At 46.9% G+C, this 21,420-nt stretch carries 16 protein-coding genes; 10 read left to right on the forward strand and 6 right to left on the reverse strand.

Going from position 1 to position 21,420, the window contains the following annotated elements:
• The first annotated feature begins 1 nt into the window (after window position 1).
• Genes ACMQ5W_RS02455 through ACMQ5W_RS02465 form a run of 3 tightly spaced genes read left to right on the forward strand, consistent with a single transcriptional unit; the run spans window position 2 to window position 3,712 of the window.
• Window positions 2-1,075 (forward strand): ABC transporter ATP-binding protein, encoded by a 1,074-nt coding sequence (locus ACMQ5W_RS02455; RefSeq protein WP_419023111.1) that lies wholly within the window; start codon window positions 2-4, stop codon window positions 1,073-1,075.
• Window positions 1,068-1,880, forward strand: coding sequence for an ABC transporter permease (locus ACMQ5W_RS02460; protein ID WP_148491431.1), 813 nt, complete (start codon window positions 1,068-1,070; stop codon window positions 1,878-1,880). Before ACMQ5W_RS02455 ends, ACMQ5W_RS02460 begins: the two co-directional genes overlap by 8 nt.
• Window positions 1,877-3,712 carry an extracellular solute-binding protein gene (locus ACMQ5W_RS02465; RefSeq protein WP_148491432.1) on the forward strand — a complete coding sequence of 612 codons (1,836 nt, stop codon included), beginning with the start codon at window positions 1,877-1,879 and terminating at the stop codon, window positions 3,710-3,712. The genes ACMQ5W_RS02460 and ACMQ5W_RS02465 overlap by 4 nt, the downstream gene beginning before the upstream one ends.
• A gap of 42 nt (window positions 3,713-3,754) precedes the next feature.
• On the opposite strand, the gene ACMQ5W_RS02470 is transcribed toward ACMQ5W_RS02465, so the two are convergent.
• From ACMQ5W_RS02470 to ACMQ5W_RS02485, 4 genes are all read right to left on the reverse strand, one after another.
• Window positions 3,755-5,905, reverse strand: coding sequence for an ABC transporter permease (locus tag ACMQ5W_RS02470; RefSeq protein WP_419023113.1), 2,151 nt, complete (start codon window positions 5,903-5,905; stop codon window positions 3,755-3,757).
• Window positions 5,895-6,662 (reverse strand): ABC transporter ATP-binding protein, encoded by a 768-nt coding sequence (locus tag ACMQ5W_RS02475; protein ID WP_419023115.1) that lies wholly within the window; start codon window positions 6,660-6,662, stop codon window positions 5,895-5,897. The genes ACMQ5W_RS02470 and ACMQ5W_RS02475 overlap by 11 nt, the downstream gene beginning before the upstream one ends.
• Window positions 6,663-6,760: 98 nt before the next feature.
• On the reverse strand, window positions 6,761-7,783 hold the full coding sequence (locus ACMQ5W_RS02480; RefSeq protein ID WP_419023117.1) for a sensor histidine kinase: 1,023 nt from the start codon (window positions 7,781-7,783) through the stop codon (window positions 6,761-6,763).
• Window positions 7,784-7,800: 17 nt separating this feature from the next.
• A complete protein-coding gene (locus ACMQ5W_RS02485; RefSeq protein WP_419023119.1) occupies window positions 7,801-8,472 on the reverse strand; it encodes a response regulator transcription factor in 672 nt (223 codons plus the stop codon).
• 222 nt (window positions 8,473-8,694) lie between these two features.
• On the opposite strand from ACMQ5W_RS02485, the gene ACMQ5W_RS02490 reads away from it, so the two are divergent.
• From ACMQ5W_RS02490 to ACMQ5W_RS02510, 5 genes are all read left to right on the forward strand, one after another.
• Window positions 8,695-10,101: a YfcC family protein gene (locus tag ACMQ5W_RS02490; RefSeq protein WP_419023121.1), complete on the forward strand. Its 1,407-nt coding sequence runs from the start codon at window positions 8,695-8,697 to the stop codon at window positions 10,099-10,101.
• 19 nt (window positions 10,102-10,120) lie between these two features.
• Window positions 10,121-11,551 (forward strand): beta-Ala-His dipeptidase, encoded by a 1,431-nt coding sequence (gene pepD / locus ACMQ5W_RS02495; RefSeq protein WP_419023123.1) that lies wholly within the window; start codon window positions 10,121-10,123, stop codon window positions 11,549-11,551.
• A 129-nt stretch (window positions 11,552-11,680) separates the two neighbouring features.
• Window positions 11,681-12,538 carry a hypothetical protein gene (locus tag ACMQ5W_RS02500; RefSeq protein ID WP_419023125.1) on the forward strand — a complete coding sequence of 286 codons (858 nt, stop codon included), beginning with the start codon at window positions 11,681-11,683 and terminating at the stop codon, window positions 12,536-12,538.
• Window positions 12,525-14,231, forward strand: a complete 1,707-nt coding sequence (locus ACMQ5W_RS02505; protein ID WP_419023127.1) for a class I adenylate-forming enzyme family protein — start codon at window positions 12,525-12,527, stop codon at window positions 14,229-14,231. Before ACMQ5W_RS02500 ends, ACMQ5W_RS02505 begins: the two co-directional genes overlap by 14 nt.
• A gap of 19 nt (window positions 14,232-14,250) precedes the next feature.
• Window positions 14,251-16,323, forward strand: coding sequence for an EAL domain-containing protein (locus tag ACMQ5W_RS02510; protein ID WP_419023129.1), 2,073 nt, complete (start codon window positions 14,251-14,253; stop codon window positions 16,321-16,323).
• A 51-nt stretch (window positions 16,324-16,374) separates the two neighbouring features.
• Here the strand turns inward: ACMQ5W_RS02510 and ACMQ5W_RS02515 are convergent, their stop codons facing one another.
• Complete coding sequence (locus ACMQ5W_RS02515; protein ID WP_419023131.1) at window positions 16,375-18,501, reverse strand: GH25 family lysozyme; 2,127 nt, start codon at window positions 18,499-18,501, stop codon at window positions 16,375-16,377.
• Between the two features lie 235 nt (window positions 18,502-18,736).
• Between ACMQ5W_RS02515 and ACMQ5W_RS02520 the strand changes: the two genes are divergently transcribed.
• The gene (locus tag ACMQ5W_RS02520) at window positions 18,737-19,567 is read left to right on the forward strand and encodes a DUF5685 family protein (RefSeq protein WP_148491443.1); all 831 of its coding nucleotides are present in this window, start codon (window positions 18,737-18,739) and stop codon (window positions 19,565-19,567) included.
• Window positions 19,551-20,147, forward strand: coding sequence for a J domain-containing protein (locus tag ACMQ5W_RS02525; RefSeq protein WP_419023133.1), 597 nt, complete (start codon window positions 19,551-19,553; stop codon window positions 20,145-20,147). Before ACMQ5W_RS02520 ends, ACMQ5W_RS02525 begins: the two co-directional genes overlap by 17 nt.
• A gap of 52 nt (window positions 20,148-20,199) precedes the next feature.
• Here the strand turns inward: ACMQ5W_RS02525 and ACMQ5W_RS02530 are convergent, their stop codons facing one another.
• On the reverse strand, window positions 20,200-21,228 hold the full coding sequence (locus ACMQ5W_RS02530) for a 1-aminocyclopropane-1-carboxylate deaminase/D-cysteine desulfhydrase (protein ID WP_419023135.1): 1,029 nt from the start codon (window positions 21,226-21,228) through the stop codon (window positions 20,200-20,202).
• Window positions 21,229-21,420: the final 192 nt, after the last annotated feature.

Consider the following 21,420-nt stretch of genomic DNA (forward strand, 5'->3'; position numbering starts at 1 on the left):
AATGGCATCATCACTTATCGAACTAAGACATATTTCTAAGTCATTTGAAGACACCTTAGTATTAGACGATTTTAATCTCACTGTCAATGAGAATGAATTTATCACTCTGCTGGGACCTTCCGGCTGTGGGAAGACGACGACGCTCCGAATCGTAGGAGGTTTTGAAACACCCGATCAGGGACAGGTGTTTTTTGAGGGAAAGGATATCACCAATGTACCGCCCAACCAAAGACATCTCAACACGGTATTTCAGAAGTACGCCCTTTTCCCCCATATGAACGTAGGACAGAACATCGCATTTGGTCTCAAGATCAGTGGGAAAAGCGATGAATATATCAGGGACAAGGTCAAATATGCCTTGAAACTGGTCAATCTGGACGGCTATGAGAAGAGAAGAATAGACGCCTTATCTGGCGGTCAGCAGCAGAGAATCGCCATGGCAAGAGCCATCGTCAACGAGCCGAAAGTCCTGCTCCTTGACGAACCGCTTGGCGCTTTGGATCTGAAGCTGAGACAGGACATGCAGTATGAACTGATCAGGCTGAAAAACGAATTGGGCATCACCTTTATTTATGTTACCCACGATCAAGAGGAAGCGCTGACCATGAGCGATAAGGTCGTTGTCATGAACGGCGGTTATATCCAGCAGATGGGGACGCCGGAAGAAATCTACAATGAGCCGGAGAACGCCTTTGTGGCAGACTTTATCGGCGACAGTAATATCATAGACGGCATCATGATTGAAGATCGGGTGGTCAGAATTTGTGACACCATTTTTCCTTGCATTGACGAAGACTTTGGCAGAAACAAGCCAGTTGACGTGGTTATCAGGCCGGAGGATCTGATCATCGGAAAACCAGGTGAAGGCAGGCTGGACGGAGAGATAACCCACAACGTATTCATCGGTGTTCACTATGAGATGGAAATCGAAGCGGGCGGATTCCTCTGGCTGGCGCAAAATACCAAAAGCTATCCAGTCGGAACCAAGGTCAGTCTTGACGTGGTACCGGAAAATATACAGATTATGCACAAACCGCAGTCAAAAGAAGAGGAGGCGATAGAAATCGATGTCTAGAAAATTACTTGCAAGCCCTTTTCTGATTTGGATTGCCTGTGGTACTTTGATTCCACTGGCGGTTATCGCTTACTACGGATTTACAGATCGCAGTGGTACTTTCACATGGAATAATATTACGGCTATTTTTGGCGCTGAGCATGCGCAGGCCCTGGGGCTGGCCCTGCTGCTGGCTCTGATCAGTACGGTGATCTGTTTCCTGCTGGCTTTTCCCTTGGCGATGATTTTAAAGAGCAGCCGCATCGGCCAGAAAGGATTTATGATTTTTCTCTTTGTCCTGCCGATGTGGATGAATTTTCTGCTGCGAACTATGGCATGGCAAGTCATATTGGAGAAAGAGGGGATTCTCAACAACTTGTTAACCGCCCTGCATCTGCCGGCGCTGGAGATTATCAATACACCGGCGGCCATCGTCCTGGGCATGGTCTACGACTTTCTGCCTTTTATGGTGCTGCCGATTTTCAATACGCTGATGAAAATAGATGACAACATCATTGAAGCCGCCTACGACTTGGGCGCTACGAAAAAGCGGGTGCTCTTTGACATCCTACTTCCTCTGAGCGTGCCAGGCATTGCCAGCGGTGTAACCATGGTATTCGTACCATCCCTGACCACCTTTGTCATCTCCAATATGCTGGGCGGCGGCAAAATTAACTTGATCGGCAATATCATCGAACAGGAGTTTACCACCAGCTCCAACTGGAACCTCGGCTCAGGCCTTTCTCTGATCATGATGATTTTCATCGTCATCAGCATGGCCGCTTTGGGCAAGCTGGATAAAGAAGGGGAGGGGACGCTGATATGAAGAATCTTGGAAAACGCATCTACCTCATCCTCATCATATTGTTTTTGTACCTGCCTATTTTGACGCTGATGGTGTTCTCCTTCAACGAGAGCAAATCCATGTCCATCTGGACGGGTTTTTCCCTGAAGTGGTATAAGGAAATGCTGGGCAACAGCATGATTATGGAAGCGATATGGAATACGTTTACCATCGCCTTAGCGGCGGCGGCTATTGCGACAATCATCGGCACCCTGGCTTGTATCGGCATTATGGCGATGAAAAAGCGTTCGGAAACGGTCATCATGGGACTGAACAATATTCCGCTTCTCAATGCGGACATTGTAACTGGTATTTCTCTGATGATGACCTTCCTGGTATTTGGCATCTCTCTCAACTGGGGGACGGTGCTGCTGTCGCACATTACTTTCTGTATTCCCTACGTGATTCTGTCCGTCATGCCGAAATTCAAGCAACTGGCGGGCAATACGTACGAGGCCGCCCTTGATCTTGGCGCCACACCGCTTTACGCTTTTTACAAAGTGGTCCTGCCGGACATCCGGCCCGGCATCGTCTCAGGCTTCTTGCTGGCTTTTACTATGTCCGTAGACGACTTTGTCATCACCCACTTTACCAGAGGCGCGGGCATCAACACCATTTCCACACTGATCTACAGTCAGGTGAAGGTCGGCATCCGGCCGACCCTCTTTGCCCTGTCGACTTTGATCTTCGTCACGGTACTGGTCATTCTGGTGACTTCCAATGTGGCATCAAACAAAGAAGACGGTAAGGGAAAGAAACGGATTATGGCGGTACTCACCACTCTGGTGGTATGCTTATTAGGCGGTACGCTGTTTCTCAGCGGTGTTTCCGGCGGCAGCGGCGGCAAAGAGGTTCATGTCTACTGCTTCGGCGATTACATCGACCCGGCTTTGATCAAAGAATTTGAGAAAGAGACGGGCATCAAAGTAGTCATGGATACCTTTGACACCAATGAAGAGATGTATCCTGTCATCAAGAATGGATCAGTGAACTATGATGTCATCTGCGGCTCTGATTACATGATCGACAAAATGATCGGAGAAGACTTACTGGCAGAGATTGATTATTCAATTATACCCAATGTGGCTAATCTGGATGAGAAATATCTGAAAGTAGCTGAGAACTTTGACCCGGGAAACAAGTATTCCGTACCACATACTTGGGGAACCCTGGGGATTCTTTACGATATCAATAAGATTCCGGAAGGGTCTATCACATCGTGGAACGACCTTTGGGACAGCAAATATAAGGGCAAAATCGTCATGCCTGACAGCATGAGAGATACCCTGGCGATTGCTTTGAAAGCAAAAGGGTACTCCCTCAATACGACCGCTGAAGGAGAAATCAAAGAGGCCTCTGATTACCTGATAGAACAAAAACCGCTGGTGTACAAGTACGCCAACGATTCGGCCAGGGACATCATTCTGGGCGGCTCTGCTGACATTGCAGTTATCTGGAACGGAGAGGTCCTCTACTGTCAGGAAGAAAACCCGGATCTGGCTTACGTGGTACCAAAGGAGGGCAGTGAAGATTTTACGGACTCCTGGGCCATACCAAAGACCGCTAAGAACAAAGAAAACGGAGAGAAGTGGATCAATTTCATGTTAGATAAAGACGTGGCGATGACGAATTTCGACTATCTGACCTATTCGATCCCGAATATCAGCGTCATCGACAGTGTGAAAGACGATGCAGCGAAGATGAACGTTCTCTTCCCTGAGGATGCAGTGCTGACGAAATGCGAAGCGCTGAAAAATCTGGGACCGGCAGCAGACGATCTGTACACCAAGTATTGGAAAAAATTTAAGAGCTGATTAAAAAAGGACTGCCTGATTGAGCAGTCCTTTTTGTATTTATCATTCTAAGCGGACGAACACTTCTTCCACGTTGCGTTTGAACCCCAGATAGGTTGCCGCGAAATAGAGAAGATAGACAGCCATAAAGACTGCGACAGATATGACAAAGTAGGACAGACTGCTGCTGGTTGTTCCCGTATAGAAGACAAAACGATTTCCTGCAAAGATGCCGATGAAGGCACTGAGAAAGAGGGAAACTGCGATGGGTACCAGGTAATACATGGACAGCTGTTTTCTCACAATTTTGTTAATCCCTCTGCTGCTTACACCCAGCTTTCGCAGCACGTCGTAGCGGTAACGATAGCGGCTGGAATCTGAAAGCTGCTGTACAGCCAGTATCGTCAGCGCTACGCACAGGAAGATAAGTGCGATATAGGCCAGGGGGAAGGTGAGCGTAGAAATCAGAGAGAGCATTTCTACTGTGATTTCTGATTTCAAAGCCACGTCATACCTGCCGATGGTCATGATCTGGTCAGAGCCGTTTGGCATATTCTCCATAGCGCGTGTCTTTTTCAAGGCCAGCTTTTCTTTTTCGGTTGCCTTGTGGTCTTCCAGGGTCATTTCCAGGTCATCTGCCTCCTTTTCCGTCAACATTCCCCTGTGATGATAGTAAACAGCTTCCAGCTTTTCCTGCAGACCTGCCTGCGGCTGTTTTGCGAAGGAGGCGGCAGCGGCAGCATAATAGGCTGTCATCTGTTTTGCAGTCCCATCCGGGACGACGATGATATAGTCTGCGCCGTTGACACCATTCAGGGCAAAGGCTTCGGTGTGTGCGCCTGCAAAGGAAAGACTTCTGCCACCTACGGAAAGCGGCCTGTGGAGGAACGCATCGTCAATATCTTTTAACACCCGGTTTTTGACATGGAGCAGATATTCGCTGTCCTTTAGGGATACATCGGCGTATCCCAGCAGATGCCGCAGAGCGTTATAGTCACTGAGAGACATGTAGGTGTCGTAATCATAATAATTATAGGTATCAGCGGCAATTGCTTTTCTATCCGGCTTCCCGTCTTTATCGGTATACCGTCCTCCATAGCCTGCAACGTGGGTATACAGATAGTCGTTCATCTGGTGCTGATCGTCGCGGTAGACCTGATAAATCTGCCGCTCCGATATCTCTACGCCTTCTTCCTTGAGAAAATCAAATTCCTCTGAAAAACGATCGTCCGGGTTTTCACTGCACAACATCAGATCGAAAGGGACGGCCTGGTTGATTGCCTCTTTCTGATAGCTGGCAAACATCATGGCGACGCTGCCGCCGAGAAGGGCGATTGTAAACAAAACGGTCAGAGTGCCCATGGTAAACCGCATGGTGCGCATTTTTGCAGAGAGCTGCCGCAATAGGAACAGACCGTCTGAACGGTACACTAATTTACCGCCGCGGTGAATATAACGGACCAGCCAGGCAGCCAGCCCGTGGTAAAAGAGATAGATGGCAGCGAGGAAAAGCGCGCTTAAAAGGATGACACCGAAGATGCTGTAATTGCCTCGGTACATCAGAATAAAGAACAAAAGGAAATAGCATATGGAAGCGGGAAAAAGCCATTGCTTCCACCTTTCTCTGCCTGTTTCTACGGCTTCACTTTTCTTCTCCATTTCTATCAAGTCGGAGATGGTCATCTTCTTAAAAATTTTCCGATTATGCCGCAGTGCCAGCAAAAAACAAAGTCCGAAACAGCCGGCCGTCAAAAGGAGGCACCAGTGAAAATCGCCCATTTGTATCTGATAGTCTTGGCTGAATAAGTGATAAAATACGCTCATGATAACCTGCTGCAGCAAAATGCCTGCCAGAATGCCAAAAACTAGTGAGACAGTGCCCAGGATCATGTTTTCCCGCATGTAGAGCCGGGAGACCTTCTTTTTGTTCATACCTAGAAGGAGATAGGTTCCAAACTCCAGACTGCGTTTTTCCAGCATGAAATGAACCATGTAATTGATCAGCCAGGCCACGATGAGAATGATGAAAAAAGTGACGAAGCCGATCATGACGGCCATCATCATGGCTGTTTCCCACATGTTCTGGACGATATCGGTAAAGATTAAAGAGTCAAATGCGAACATAAAAGCGACGATGCCGGTCATGGTAAGCATGTAAATCAGATAATCCCTCATTGAGCGCTTCGCATTGCGCAGGGAAAGCTTAAAGAGCATGGCTGCTGTCACCTCCAGTCAGAGCAAGAACATCCAGAATCTGACCGAGAAATTCTCTGCGGCTCTTCTCTGCGCGAATCAGTTCATGGAAGATCCGACCGTCTTTCAGAAACAAGATTCGGCCGCAGTAACTTGCAGAAAAGGCGTCATGGGTTACCATCAGAATCGTGGCTTTGAGTTCTTGGTTCATCTTACAAAAGGTTTCCAGCAGCATGCCTGCGGAGTGGGAGTCTAAGGCGCCTGTGGGCTCGTCTGCCAAAATCAATTTGGGATCATTGACCAGGGCTCTCGCACAAGCACAGCGCTGTTTTTGACCGCCAGAAACCTGATCAGGAAATTTGCTGCGGATGTCTGTAATTTCGAGACGTTCCATGATCGCTGTGGTCTGCGACTGAATTTCACCCTTTTTTTTATTTTGCAAGGTCTGCGCCAACTGGATATTTTCTTCAATGGTCAGGGTATCCAGCAGATTATAATTTTGGAACACGAAGCCCAGGCTTTCCTTTCGAAAATCGGCGAGGGCTTCTTCAGAAAGCTGGGTGATATCAAGTTCTCCGAAGTAGATGTGGCCGCTGGTTACGTGGTCTATGGCAGCCATCAGGTGCAGCAGTGTGGATTTGCCAGAGCCGGACGCCCCCATGATGCCTATGAATTCTCCTTCTTCAACCTGGAAGCTGACGCGATCCACAGCTTTGACCACGTTGCTTCCGCTGCCATAATATTTTTCTACGTCACAAATACGTATCATTTCATTCATTTTTTTCTCTTCCTTTCTGTTCTGTTAAGATCATTGTACAGAACAAAAGGTCCTGCTGGTATGGGTCTTGGTTACAGAAGTCTTACATTTTTGAAAGACTACGAGAGTTTTTGGTAGTCAGAATCGGGAAAGGTGAGCAGGATACGGGTGAAGAAGCCTTCTTTGGACTCACAGGTGATACCGATGTCCAGTTTATCGCAGAGTTTCTTACACAGATAGAGACCGATACCCGTAGATTTGACACCGGTTCGGCCGTTTTTTCCTGTAAAACCTTTGTCAAAGATGCGTGTCTGGTCTTCTTTCGGAATGCCCAGGCCGTTGTCTTCTATAATAAGAGTCAGGTTTTGATGACCTCTTCGAACAAAAATGCGGACGTAGGCTTCTTGCCCCCGGCTGTACTTGATACAGTTGGAAAAGATTTGATTGAGCAGGAAAATCACCCATTTTTCGTCGGTGGAAACGATAGAGGCGGCATCTTCCGGCAGTTCTAAGCAGATCTGCATATTTTTCTGAATAAAATAGGGCTTATTTTCGGCGATGGCGGAGAGCACAACTTCTCGCAGATTTACTGGGTGGATCAGATAGTCCTGATATGGGTGTTCGGTGCGCGCGTAGAAAAGCACCTGTTCAACCAGCTGATCGATTTTTCTCAGTTCCATCTGGAGTCTGCGACTCTCCTCACCGAAATGATTTTCACAGATCAGCGTGGCTGCTGTCAGTGGAAGTTTTACCTGATGAATCCACTGCTCGATGTATTCCTTATAGTCTCGCTGAGCGTCTTCCAGGCGATGAATTTTTTCGATGACAGAGCGGTTGGAGCTGCGCAAAATTTCGCGATACAGCCTGTCCGCCAGGTGGGGTGAGGATTCCATGACTTCAGAAAAGAGATAGGGTTGATCCAGCTCTGCCAGCTGCGTGAAAAGACGGGCAAAGTATTTCTTGCGGCGGGAAAAATCAATCAGAAGCCATATGAGCAGGACCAAGAGCCACAGAGCCGCGATGATCAGAATATCTGTACTGCGGCTGCCAGAGAGATGCAGAAAGAGGCACAGCAAAAACAGCCCGATGCCATTCAACAGCAGGGCGAAAGCTTTATCTTCTAAATAGTGGGTCAGTTTCATCTTTTGCCTCCATAGTCTCAGGGAATCAGATAGCCCATGCCTCTCTTTGTGATGATAAAATTTTCCATACCCAGTTCGGACAGACGTCCGCGCAGGCGCGTCATATTGACACTCAAGGCGTTATCGTCGATAAACACCTGATTATCCCACAGGTAGTCGATCAGCTGTGCCCTGGAGACGATTTCCCCTTGATGCCTGATGAGACAGCTGAGAATCTTCCATTCATTTTTGGTCAATTCGGCTTGTCTGCCCTCGTAGGAGATGACGGCAGAAGCTAAATCCAAGGTGAGTCCGTGTGCGGTAAGGCGCTTTGAGTCAGTATCTGCCTGCATCGTTCGTTTGAGGACTGCGCCGATTCTGGCAAGCAGTACAGGCGGTTCATAAGGCTTAGTGATATAGTCGTCACCGCCCTGCAGGATGCAGTTGAGTTCATCCATAGAGGTTGCGGCTGCTGTAACAAAGATGACTGGAACATTTGAACTGCGCCGAAGGCGGCTGCAGACTGTCAGACCGCTTTCGCCGGGAAGACTGACGTCAAGCAGCACCAGATCAGCAGCTGAGGAGAGAATTTGTTTTGTCACATCGGAAAAATCAGAGATTCTCTCGGTAATGTGATTGGCATTGCTCAAAAGGAGCGACAGTTCCTGGGCAATCGTCTCATCGTCTTCTACAATTAAAATTTTGGCCATATTTATCCTCCGACTTTTTAACATGATTCTATTATAGTGCCTGACGGCGAATCTATCAAGGGAGCTTGGCAGAATGTATGATATTCTGTCCAGCGAGCATCTGTGAGTAGCCTATGGCTGGATTGGAACGCATTGTATACCAGTAGACAAAAAAATCCTTGAATCGACGCCTCTTTAATGATAGAATGATGTGTAACTTTAACACACGAAAGGACGAAACTTATGAAAAAGAAAAAACAACTGAAAGAAGGGGAGGCAAGGCAGGCGGTCAACCCTATGATCATCCTGGCGGTCATCATCATCCTCGCCTCCATCGCTACATACCTCATCCCTGCTGGTGAGTTCCACAGAGAACCGATGCCGGGAACCGATTATCAGAAAATCGACATAGATTCCTTTAAATTTATGGAAGGAACACCAATCGGAATTTTCGACATTTTTCAATCATTGACATTAGGACTGCAGAGCGCTGGCTCTGTCATCTTCTTCCTGCTGATCATCGGAGGAACTTTCCAGATTGTAGAGAAGACGGGTGCTCTTCACGCAGGTCTTTCTAACCTGGTAAGAGTGCTTAAGGGAAAAGAACTCATCATGATTCCTGCTAGCGTCTTCATCTTTGGACTGGTATCAGCTTTTGCTGCCTGCTCAGAGGAGTATCTGGCATTTATCCCTTTGATGTACGTGGTCTGCGTAGCGGCGGGATTCGACTCCTTGACGGCAGTATCCCTTTTGATGGTCTCCAGCGCTGTAGGTTATGCCGGCGGTATGACCAACGCCTTTACGGTAGGTATCGCTCAGGAGATTGCTGAGCTGCCGCTGTTCTCCGGCATGGGTTACAGAGTGGTGGTATTTATCGTCATGGCTGTGATCACTTCGCTGTACCTCATGAGACATGCGCACAAAATTAAAAAGCACCCGGATCTCAATACCATGAGGGAGACAGATCTGATGTACGCAGAGAAGCTGGACGTAGAAGAAGTAGAGCCGATGACAGGCAGACAGAAACTGTCGCTTTTGATTTTCGGACTAGGCTTTGCAGTAGTAGCTTTCTGTGTCATCGAGCTGGGCTTCTATATCGACGAGATGTCAGCCATCTTCCTCATCGTCGGAATTCTGGTGGTCATCGTCAGCGGCATGAAGGTCAACGAAGCCGCTGACAACTTCGTGGAAGGCTGCCGGAACATGCTATGGGCGGCTATGATCATCGGTATGTGTAAAGCTGTAACCAACATCCTCAGCGATGCGGGCATCATGGACACGCTGATTTACTATGCAGGAAGCGTACTGGAAGGACTGAGCGCTAAAATCAGCGCCTGCGGCATGTTCATCCTGCAGGATTTACTCAACGTTCTCATTCCGTCAGGTTCCGGACAGGCAGCGATCACCATGCCGTTCATGGCGCCGCTTTCTGACCTCTTAGGCGTATCCAGACAGACTGCTGTACTGGCGTTCCAGATGGGCGATGCATTCACAAACGTGGTTACGCCGACCAGCGGAGAGCTGATGGCAGCTCTTGCAATCTGCCACGTACCGTATAAGAAGTGGTTCAAGTTCCTTGCTCCGCTTTGGGGACTGTGGGCAGTGGCAGCGTGTGTATTGCTGGTGATTGCAGTATCCATCGGATACTAATGAAACGAAGGTGAATGACATGTTAAACTTAGAGCCGAAACGGGTATTCTATTTCTTTGAAGAGATTGACAAGATTCCAAGAAACTCTGGCGATGAGAAGAGAGTCAGTGACTTCATTCTAGCTTGGGCAAAGGAACAAGGTTTTGATGCAGTGCAGGACGAATACTGCAATCTGGTCATCAAAAAAGGACCGTCTGCCGGCTATGAAGAAGCTGCACCGGTCATTCTGCAGGCCCATCTGGACATGGTCTGCGAGAAAACACCGGAGAGCAGCCACGATTTTACAAAAGACCCTATTACCCTGCGGGTAGATGGAGACTGGGTTTCCTCTGACTGCGGAACTTCTCTGGGCGCTGACAACGGTATCGGCGTGGCCTATGCCATGGCGATCTTGGAAGACGATAGCTTGGCGCATCCGCCTCTGGAAGTCATCTTTACCGTCTGTGAAGAATCCACTTTTGACGGCGCGGCAAATATATCTACTGACTTGTTCTGCGGAAAACGGATCATCAACTTGGACAATGCAGAAGAAAATCAGGTTCTGGCGGGAAGCTGCGGCGGCAGCGGTATCAACTTTGAACTGCCGCTCCAATGGACGTCGGCTCCAGAAAAGGGCGTGTTTTATAAGCTGTATGTAGAAGGTATGGAAGGCGGCCATTCTGGCGAGGACATTCACAGAGGCCGCGGCAATGCGATCGAATTGCTGATCAGGCTCATTCGCGATGAAGAAATTTCACTCTGCTCCATGAAGGCGGGCTCTTACAGGCTGGCAATTCCAAGAGACGGTCAGTGCACCGTCATGGTAGACCGCGGTAAGGAAGACTATCTCAGGGAGCACGTTGCGGAGATGGCGACGATTTTCAAGAAAGAATACTTTGCTGCAGCGCCTGCGCTTTCCGTGCGCATGGAAAAAACAGAGGCGGAAGAAACTCTCATTCCCGACGACAAGAAAAAGATCGTGCAGATTATAGATTTGTTCCCCAATGGGATTGCCAAGATGAACGGTGCGATTCCGGGCGTGGTGGAAAGCTCCAACAACGTCGGCACCATAGAGGTAGGGGAAGGAAGACTCTTCCTCACGGCGGAAACCAGAGCTGCCTATATGACGACCGTAAAGGACATATTGGATAAAGTCGACAGCCTGGCAGAAATCTTTGGCGCAGAGGTGACCTATTTTGGCGGTTATGTCCCTTGGGAATTCAATCCTGATTCGGCGCTGAGATTGAAGGCACAGGAAGTTTACCGTCAGATGTTCGGCGAAGAGATGTATTCTCTGGTAGCCCATGCAGGGATTGAATGTGCCATGTTCATCGAAAAAGATCCGCAGATGGACGCGATTGCTATCGGGCCAAACTGCGAATATTTCCATTCACCAGGGGAGCGAATGAGCATCAAATCCACGCAGAAGATGTACAAGTTTGTCGTAGAACTTCTTAAGAATTTGAAATAGTATCTGAAAGGCGCAAAACCCATCTGGGTTTCGCGCCTTTTTCACCTGGTTCGATTTGACATTTGACCGTAAAAAAAGTACAATTATTAGTTAGTAATGAACATTCGATACAAGTTGAAAGGGCAAGGGATGAGACAGAAAGAAAAAAAGAGATTTGGCGATCGAAAGGATGCCAGATGGCTGAGGGACATGGACGCACTGCACGCATTCGTCCCCTATCTGTACCCCAACAGGGCGGATAACGAGGCCTACATCTGTGAGCGCATCGATTTGACAAATATCAACGCATATATGGCAAAAAAGAACGCTGAGAATCCGGAAATGCAGTATAAGCTGTTTCAGATAATTATCGCAGCCCTGGTGAAGACGATCACCTTACGGCCAAAGATGAATCGGTTTATCAAAGGGTGCAGAATCTATCAGCGAGACGTTTTGTCAGCAGCCTTCGTCGTAAAGAAGGAATTTGCAGACGAGGGCGGCGAGGCTTTAGCCTTTGTCACATTTGAAGAAGACGCCAATATTGAAATCGTCAGGGAAAAGATATATAACATCATTCATAAATGCAGGGGAAATGGCATGGACAACTCCACCCAGGGGATGGATAGACTGACCAAGCTTCCTCGTTTTGTGCTGCGGTTTGTGATGTGGATATTGCACAAGCTGGACTTCTACGGGCGAGTGCCGGACTTTTTAATCAAAGAAGATCCCAATTATTCCACAGTCTTTGTGACAAACCTGGGATCTATCGGCTTGAAATCAGGCTATCATCATCTTTCTAATTGGGGAACGAACTCGATTTTTGTCGTTTTGGGAGAAAAAAAGGTGGTTGATGGACGGGAGGTAATCGACATCGGCTTGACCCTAGACGAACGAATTGCCGACGGATATTACTATTCCAAGACTGTGAAATTATTGAAATATTTGCTGCACAACCCGGAGTTGTTGGAGACTCCGGCCAGGGAGGAAGTGGATTATGAGAGAGATTAAAATGCCGTGGCTTAAGAATCTGGGAGGGGTGCCCTCTCATTTAGAATATCAAAAGGGAAGTATGTATGAGGCAGTAGAGTCGATTGCCGGCAAGTATCCCGATTATATAGCCTACGACTTCATGGGCAGCAAGACCACATACAAAACATTTATCAAAGAAATCAATGACTGTGCCAGAGCCTTAAAGGCGATTGGTGTGCAGGAAGGGGAGGCGGTAACTATTTGCATGCCCAATGCACCCCAGACACTGATCATGTTCTATGCGGTGAATCTGATCGGGGCTGTTTCCAATATGGTGCATCCGCTTTCCAGTGAAAAGGAAATTGAATTCTGCCTGAGGGAATCGGGCAGCGCCGTATGCTTGACGTTAGACCAGATGTATGGTAAATTTGAGAACATCAGACATAACGTACCGCTGCGGAGCCTGATTCTGACCAGTGTCAAGGATGTACTCAGCCCCATCAAAAAGAAGGGCTATTATCTGGTAGAGGGCCGCAAAATAAAGAAGGTGCCAAAGGACGCGGTCATCATCTGGTGGAATTCTTTTATCAAAAACGGCAAAGGATATAAAGCGGATTATGCGGTAAGAAGAAAAGATGCGGATCCTGCAGCAATCCTTTACAGCGGCGGAACCACGGGTACCATGAAGGGAATTCTCCTTTCCAACCTGAATTTCAACGCTTTGGCAGCACAGATCATCGCTACGAACAAGATGTTTAAACCGGGAGACAAGATGTTGGCGGTGATGCCCATGTTCCACGGCTTCGGCCTGGGAGTCAGCATTCATTCCATGGTTGCCAGCGGAGGGCGCTGTATCTTGATTCCTCGCTTTAATGCGGAGAGTTATGCCAAGCTTTTGAAAAAGCACCAGCCTAACTTCATCGCCGGTGTTCCGACCCTGTACGAAGCACTTCTGCGGCTGCCTTCCTTGAATAAGGTCAATTTAGCCTGTTTGAAGGGGGTTTTCAGCGGAGGAGACTCTTTGTCCATTGAACTAAAAAAACGCTTTGACAAGTTCCTGAGAGCCCACGGGGCCCATGTGGTTGTCAGAGAAGGATATGGAACGACAGAATGTGTCACGGCCAGTTGTCTGACTCCGGTCCACATGGAAAAAGAAGGAAGCATCGGACTGCCTTTCCCAGACACCTATTACAAGATTGTCAAGGTCGGTACCTGTGACGAAGTCTCTTATGGGAAGGAAGGAGAAATCTGTATCGCCGGTCCGACGGTGATGATGGGATATCTCAATCATCCAGAAGAGACGGCATCCGCCTTAAAAGACCACGGAGACGGGTTGACCTGGCTCCATACTGGTGATTTGGGCATGATGGACGAGGATGGCTTCGTTTATTTCCGCCAGAGAATCAAAAGGATGATTGTCACCAGCGGTTACAATGTATATCCGTCCCAGATAGAAAACATATTGGACGCTCACGACTTTGTTCATATGAGTTGTGTAATCGGCGTACCAGATCCACTTAAGATGCAGAAAGTAGTGGCCTTTGTGGTGCTGAAACCGGGTGTGGAACCGGACGATGAAACCCGCAAAGCCATCTTAAAATATTGTGAGAAGCATATTGCTAAATACGCCATTCCGAAGAAGCTGGAATTCAGAACCATGCTGCCGAAGACTCTCGTCGGCAAGGTAGCTTACAGAGAGTTGGAAGAAGAGATGAAGGAAAAGGGCGCATAGACCTTACGGGTGAACGTATATGGGAAAATTAGACAAAATCTTTGAGAGAATAGAAAATAACACTTTGATCAATGTCATCAGGAATGGCTTCGTTGCCGCGATTCCATTCCTTCTGATGGGCGCTTTCAGTTTGATGATTACCTCACTGCCAATTACGCCTTATCAAAATTTTATCACGGAGATTTGGAACGGAAGAGTTTACGCTTTCTTTGATTCCATATACGATTACACGATCTGCGCCTTATCTCTGATTTTACTGATTACCATCAGTTACTACTATGCGAAATATTATAACGCAAGAGAGCCTTCCTCGTATCCGATCATTTCGGTGATTTCATACGTGGTATTTGTGGGCATGGGAATGGAGCCGGCAGAACTCGATATTACCATTTTCAGTCAGATGTGGACCCTTACGGCGGTTGTGATCGCACTGCTTTCTTCAGCACTTTATCACCAGCTTTTAGAAAAAGTCTATAAGCGGCACGGCAAGAATATCTATCGAAGCAGCAAAGGCTCCACCAAATTTGTATATCTGATTATTCCATCTGTTGTAACCATAGGGTTGTTTGGCCTGGCAAGCGTAGTCTTGGATGTCATATTCGGCGCGGCAGTTTCCCAAAATGTACTATCTGTGATTGCGATGGAACTCTTCGATAATCTGGGGCGCAATTTTGGCAGTTCCATCCTCTTCATCTTCCTCGTGCATTTCATGTGGATGTTTGGCATCCACGGCAGTAATGTGCTGGACGATGTGGCTACGACCTTGTTCGCTGATCGATGGGGAGAAGTGTTTTCGAAGACATTTTTTGATACCTTCGTGCTCATGGGCGGCAGCGGCACAGCAATCAGTCTGCTGATTGCCATTCTGCTTTTTATGAAAAATAAAGGGAAACGGCGTCTGGCTAAACTGAGCTTTCTGCCGGTTCTTTTTAACGTCAATGAGACCCTGATTTTCGGTCTGCCGGTCATTTTCAACCCAGTCCTTCTAGTGCCATTTGTTTTGACGCCAGTCATCACGCTGATTACTTCGACCGCCGCCGTATCTTTGGATTTTGTGCCTGTGGTAAACGCATCAGTCAACTGGACGACGCCGGTGATTCTCAGCGGTTATCTGACCACCGGTTCCATCGCCGGCAGCCTGCTGCAGATATTCAATATCTGTATCGGCGTTCTGATATATATGCCATTTGTAAGAGTTCTTGAAAAACCATATACTGGCGTTGTGAAAGAAAATATCGACACCCTGGTCGATTACGTGAAGGAGATGGAGAGCATCGGTGTCGTCCCGTCTCTGACAAAGGGCACAGAAGCAAAAAACAAAGCTGCCAGGCGCCTCCTCTCTGATATGCATACTGCCATTGAAGACGGACAGCTGAGACTGTTCTATCAACCGCAGGTAGATGACAAAGGCCGTCTCATCGGTGTCGAAGGGCTGCTTCGCTGGAAACATCCGGCCTGCGGTTATATCTATCCGCCGCTCCTGCTTTATCTGGCAGTGGAGGACGATTATCTTCATGAACTGGAGCTGATTGTGCTCAACTGCGCCTGTAAGGATATCGGCTATCTGAAGGCGCAGGGGTTAGATGGTCTCAAAGTCTCTATCAATATTTCGGCCATGCAGCTTGACAGTCAGAAATTCTATGATGATGTGGAAAAGAACCTCAAGCGATATGATCTGGGTCAATGCAAACTGGCTTTTGAGATTACAGAGCGGGTAGCCCTCTCTGGCACGCAGAGAGTGAGACAAGGCCTGCAGCGCCTTGAGGCCAATGGCATCGGCATCATCATGGATGATTTCGGCATGGGGTACAGTTCTATGAGCTATCTGCAGAACAGTAATTTTGACTATGTAAAGCTGGATGGCAGCCTGGTCAGAGAGATTTCTGTAAACCCTCGCTCAAAGGAAATCGTCAAGACGATCTGTCAGCTGTCTGAGAAACTGAATTTCGAGGTCATCGCTGAATATGTGGAGACCGAGGAACAGCGGGACTTGCTCCGCAGCCTGGGCTGCAGAATTTATCAGGGTTATTTCTATGGAAAAGCGATGCCGTTAGAAGAATTGATTGCCTGGAGTGAGAACTATATTATATAATGAAAAACGACTTAGTCCGAAATAGGACTAAGTCGTTTTTTGCATTTACATTTACTTTGCAGTTCTGATTGCTTTTAAAGACCATTTTGTGTAATAGGTTTCTCCGTCGATGTCTCTGACACCTCTGACTTTGTAGTAGTAACGAGTCCCCTTTACTAATGCTTTATTGTTCTTATAGGATCTTGCCTCGCCTGTCTTAGATCTGTAGAAGGCTTCGGTACCGTAACCACTGTCTTTTTTTACGGAGCGGAAGACTTCGAAGTAGTCGACCTTGTACCCGTAGGATTTGGTCCAGTATACTCTGATGTATCCTTTTCCTGCTTCAGAACGAGCTTTTAGCGTGGTGTTCTGTACGCCGTTGATGATACCACTGCTAGGATGCATATCATCTTTCGTCACTGTTACTTTGACAGTCTTCGTAGCGGCAGTATATTTTCCGGTTGCTGCTACTTTGATCGTAATTGTTGCGGTTCCTTCGATTCCTTTCAGTGTAACGTTACCTTTAGTATCGACTGTAGCGACTTCTGTGTTACTTGAACTATAAGTCATAGTACCGTCGCTGTTAGTTGAAGCATTGAGACTGAATGGACTGTCGTTGACATTCTTGTCGTAGGAGCTTGCCCCTGTAGTGATGGTTGCAGTCGCTGCTTCTTCTGGATTTACAGTAATCCGAATTTCTCTTGTAGCTGCCTTATAGTTCTGGGTTTCAGGACTTGTCACTGTGATGTAAACAATCCCTGTTCCGCCCTTCAGTGAAACCGTGCCGTTCGAGCTTACCGTTGCGATAGATGGATCGCTGGACTTGTAGGTCAGGGAAGCACCACTGTCACACTTGGTGTTCAGTTTGAAGTCTGGACGGCTTGGCGTTCTCGTGTAACCAATATAGCCAGTGAATTTAGGCGTCGCTTTGTTAATCTTAAAGGTCTTGGTAATCGTACCACTGTAGTTCCTCTTGCCTGTTATTTTGATTGAGGCTGTTCCGGCATTCCTGTTGTTTGAGTAGCTTACAGTATAATCTGTATTCTTCTTTAGGGTCGTTCCAGCATGTTTTACCTTGACTGACGGTATCTTCAACTTACCGCTGTAGGTGACATCGGCAACATCTGAAACAGTTGCGACATCGGCAAGATTGGCTTTGCTGATGGTAAACGGTACTAATTGCGTATTAGAGTATTTACCTTTTCCTGTCACCATCGCATAGGCTGTTCCCGCCAGTACATTCTTTATGTAATTCACTTTGTAGTCTGTACCCTGGGTCAAGGTTGTCCCATTGTACTTGACGGTAACTTTCGGATACTTCTTGTTCTTATTGTACTTAAAAGAAGTAGCGCCTAATTTGATATCAGCCTTTTTAATGGAGGTTGTTCCTGCTTTCGTCTTTTCTGCGGCATTATCGTAATACCAGAAGTTACAGTCGACACGGCCGCTGATTCCATTGACGCTGCCGCTGCTAGTGTACTGCCAATGCTCATATGGGCGGGCATAACTAGTAAATGAATCCCAAGAAGCCATCCAAATTTTGTATTTACTATCAATAAGACTGACATTGAATTTGCATGTACTTGAATTGAAATTGATGTCAAGAACACCTCTACTAGCGTAAATCATTGGATCATAACCGCCATCATTAATTACTTTCAAAAAAGCTAAAGCATTTGAGGTAGCCCAACTCCTTCCAGCAGAGAGCGTTTTTTTATTGAAGGCATTGTGAAGTCGTGTATCGCCGCTTTGGAACTCATAGTCCATAACTACAGGCAAATCCAGATCTCGACCATCTAAAAGCTGTAGGACGTATTGAGCTTCTTTCTGTGCTTCGCTGATAGAAGTCGCACAGGAGTAGTAATAGACTCCGACCATCAGTCCAGCTTCTTTTGCGGCTGTATAGTTACGCTCGAAAGTGCTGTCTGAATTACGGCTGAAAGGTGAGTTCTGTCCAGTAAAGCCGATTCGAAGAATAGCATAATCAATTCCTTGACGTTTTACATCATTCCAGTCAATAGAACCACCTTGATGGTAAGAGACGTCTACACCATCTAGTATGATACAATTGTCAAATTTACTGTTATGACTGTAAGTCTTCGAGTCTACCACGGCGTTGCTGCCGAAGGCAATGCTGCAGGTGATGAAAAGGGCTGCTAGAGTTGTAACGATTGTTAATATGATTCTTGTCTTTTTCATGATTTCTCTCCCAACTAGTAATTGCACTTTTTCCTCTTACATATCCTATGTTAACAATTAGGTGAAGAATTTGTCAACCTTACGACGATAAATTTCACATAGACTTCTTGAAACCTTCATAAAAGTAGTTTATCATCTAAATAATATTATTCTTTAAAAGGCAGAAAAGTTGCCGTGTCATTTTGAGCAATACATAAGCTCAGAATATGGATTGAAATAAATTATGTTAGGATATGTGACAATCGAAAAAAATGAGTTGAAAGTGCGTGAATTTGATATGTATCAGGCATACTATTGCGGAATCTGTAAGTCCATCGGCAGACGGTTCGGACAGCTTCCCAGAATGACCCTGAGTTACGACTCCGTATTCCTCGCACTGGTTTTAGCAGGACTTTCAGAAGAAACAGACATCGTCCTGCAGGAACATTGTATCACCCACCATATAAAGAAAAAACCGGTAGTTTTTGGAAATGAAGCCCTGGATTATGCAGCAGACGTGATGGTTATTTTGGCTTACCACAAGTTCCTCGACGATTGGAAAGACGAGCAAAGCAAGGTAGGGCTGCTCGGAAAAAGCGCTTTATCAGGCGCTTATGGAAAACTGCAGAAAATGCATCCTGAGATTTGTCATAAAGTAGAGCATTCTCTTACGGACCTCTCTGAACTGGAAAGAGAAAATTCCGGAAAACTGGATTTGGTGGCAGATACGTTTGCCGATATCATGGAGACGCTTTTCATCGGTTACGATCCTGCTGCAGGTTCCGCACAAGTGCTGGGTCAGCTGGGTCGTCATCTGGGCAAATGGATCTATACCATCGATGCTTTAGACGATTACGAGAAAGATATAGAGGCAGGACATTATAATCCTTTGATTTTTAGAGAAAATAAGCTTGAGGGGATAGGAGATTTGCTATATAATTATCTTGCCGAGGCTAGTAATGCCTACGACCTTCTGCAAATCAAAAAGAACAAAGGAATCATAGATAATATCATATTTATGGGATTACGTGTACGAACAGATGTAATCCTGAGGGAAAGGACAGAATTGAATGAACAATCCGTATGAAGTATTAGGCGTAAAGCAGGGAGCTTCAGAAGCAGAAATTAAAGCAGCATACAAAGACTTAGTTAAGAAATATCATCCAGATAAATATCAAAATAATCCGCTGGCAGATTTGGCAGAGGAAAAACTGCAAGAGGTGAACGAGGCCTATGATGCATTGATGAAGAATCGTCCGACAAGAGGCACTTATGGCAGCGGTACGCAGGGCCGCAGCGGACAGACCGCAAGTAATGCCAGCAATTATTACGCTGTAAGACAGGCGTTGGACCGAAATGATCTTTCTGGTGCGGAACAGATGTTGGTCAATTCCCCAAATCGCGATGCAGAATGGTTCTTCCTCAGCGGAGTCCTCTCATATAAAAAAGGGTGGATTGATGACGCGATGAGCAATGTGAGACAGGCCATCGATATGGATCCGAACAATTTTGAATATCAGCAGGTTTTACAGCAGATGAGAGGAGCGGGTGCCATGTACCGGGGCAGATCCAATGCGCAAGGGTACGATCAGAACCGCAATAATGACTGTTGTTCTGACTGCTGCACGTTCTATCTCTGCACTAGCTGCATCTCACCTTGTTGGTAAAATGAAAACCAAAACAGGACGTTTTCGGAACGTCCTGTTTTTGATTTTTGCTTTAAATAATATGGATGTAACCTTCCAGTTCTTTCTCCATTTCTATCCGATGATGTTTGGTGTAGATACCAGGGATTCCGCCGGTATGAATCATGACCACGTTTTCGCCGGGTTTGATTCTGCCGGTTTTCGCCATGTCTACGATGCCAGCAAAAGTCTTTCCTGTATAGCAGGGATCCAGAATGACGGCTTCTTTTCTGCCCATGTAGTAAATCGCCTCGCGGACTTCTTTGACCGGATTGTTGTAGGCGCCAAAGTGATAGTCGCTGACCAAATCAAAATCTTCTGTTCTGATGTCTAAGGCTAGGTTGTAGAATTCTTTGACGCGCTTATAATAGGATTCTGCTACATTCACGATGCCTTCTTCAAAAGGCTCAATGCCGACACCAGTAATGTGGAGCGGCAATTTTTCGTTCATTGCTGCCACCTGTAATCCCATATAAGTTCCCATGCTGCCCACCGTTGTAACGACTCGGACTTGTTCAAGCCCCATCTGAGCAGTCTGCTCCGCAAGTTCTACAGCACAGTCATAGTAGCCAAGGACGCCCAGTTCATTGGAACCGCCCAGAGGGATGTAATAGACCTTTTCGCCTTTTGCCTCCCATTCCTCGGTCACCTTTGCTACAGCCTCATGGAGCAATTGACCCTCTGTATGCTGGCCGTCGTCTTTAACCAGATAGACAGGGCATCCCATGATGCCGTCTAACAAAAGGTTGGCTGACATCTCGCCCGGATAATCACCTACTGCAACAATGGCAGCTTTGAGGCCATATTTGGCTGCGACTGCACCGGTCAGCCTGCCGTGGTTTGTCTGCGGTCCGCCTACCGTCAGCAGCATGGTGGCACCTTTGTCCATCGCATCCTTTGCCAGGTATTCCAGCTTACGAAGTTTATTGCCACCTGTCCCGAAATTGGTCAGGTCGTCTCTTTTCAGATAGAGATTGATCCCGAGTTCGTCAGAGATTCGGTTCATGCGGTCCAGCCGTGTAGGCGTGTTTAAAAAAGATAATTTTTCATGTCCTAAAGTCATCTGTGCACCTCCTGATTTTCATACATTAAGTATAGCATTCTACCCAAAGAGCTGCAAGGTGGCAATCGAAATCAGCAGATCGAAGATTTGCGAATTTTTTGCATGAGACCTGACGCGGCGCGACTCGCGTTTCGCAGGAAAGAATGTCATACTATAAATTTTCTCTGGGAAAAATGACAATACTATGCCTAA

It is taken from the genome of Emergencia sp., from assembly GCF_048465375.1.
GTDB lineage: Bacteria > Bacillota > Clostridia > Peptostreptococcales > Anaerovoracaceae > Senimuribacter.

Excerpts from the sequence above, each read along its gene's own strand:
- ACMQ5W_RS02455 (WP_419023111.1), top strand. The coding sequence starts at position 2 with ATGGCATCATCACTTATCGAACTAAGACATATTTCTAAGTCATTTGAA.
- ACMQ5W_RS02460 (WP_148491431.1), top strand. The coding sequence starts at position 1,068 with ATGTCTAGAAAATTACTTGCAAGCCCTTTTCTGATTTGGATTGCCTGT.
- ACMQ5W_RS02465 (WP_148491432.1), top strand. The coding sequence starts at position 1,877 with ATGAAGAATCTTGGAAAACGCATCTACCTCATCCTCATCATATTGTTT.
- ACMQ5W_RS02470 (WP_419023113.1), bottom strand. The coding sequence starts at position 5,905 with ATGCTCTTTAAGCTTTCCCTGCGCAATGCGAAGCGCTCAATGAGGGAT.
- ACMQ5W_RS02475 (WP_419023115.1), bottom strand. The coding sequence starts at position 6,662 with ATGAATGAAATGATACGTATTTGTGACGTAGAAAAATATTATGGCAGC.
- ACMQ5W_RS02480 (WP_419023117.1), bottom strand. The coding sequence starts at position 7,783 with ATGAAACTGACCCACTATTTAGAAGATAAAGCTTTCGCCCTGCTGTTG.
- ACMQ5W_RS02485 (WP_419023119.1), bottom strand. The coding sequence starts at position 8,472 with ATGGCCAAAATTTTAATTGTAGAAGACGATGAGACGATTGCCCAGGAA.
- ACMQ5W_RS02490 (WP_419023121.1), top strand. The coding sequence starts at position 8,695 with ATGAAAAAGAAAAAACAACTGAAAGAAGGGGAGGCAAGGCAGGCGGTC.
- pepD (WP_419023123.1), top strand. The coding sequence starts at position 10,121 with ATGTTAAACTTAGAGCCGAAACGGGTATTCTATTTCTTTGAAGAGATT.
- ACMQ5W_RS02500 (WP_419023125.1), top strand. The coding sequence starts at position 11,681 with ATGAGACAGAAAGAAAAAAAGAGATTTGGCGATCGAAAGGATGCCAGA.
- ACMQ5W_RS02505 (WP_419023127.1), top strand. The coding sequence starts at position 12,525 with ATGAGAGAGATTAAAATGCCGTGGCTTAAGAATCTGGGAGGGGTGCCC.
- ACMQ5W_RS02510 (WP_419023129.1), top strand. The coding sequence starts at position 14,251 with ATGGGAAAATTAGACAAAATCTTTGAGAGAATAGAAAATAACACTTTG.
- ACMQ5W_RS02515 (WP_419023131.1), bottom strand. The coding sequence starts at position 18,501 with ATGAAAAAGACAAGAATCATATTAACAATCGTTACAACTCTAGCAGCC.
- ACMQ5W_RS02525 (WP_419023133.1), top strand. The coding sequence starts at position 19,551 with ATGAACAATCCGTATGAAGTATTAGGCGTAAAGCAGGGAGCTTCAGAA.
- ACMQ5W_RS02530 (WP_419023135.1), bottom strand. The coding sequence starts at position 21,228 with ATGACTTTAGGACATGAAAAATTATCTTTTTTAAACACGCCTACACGG.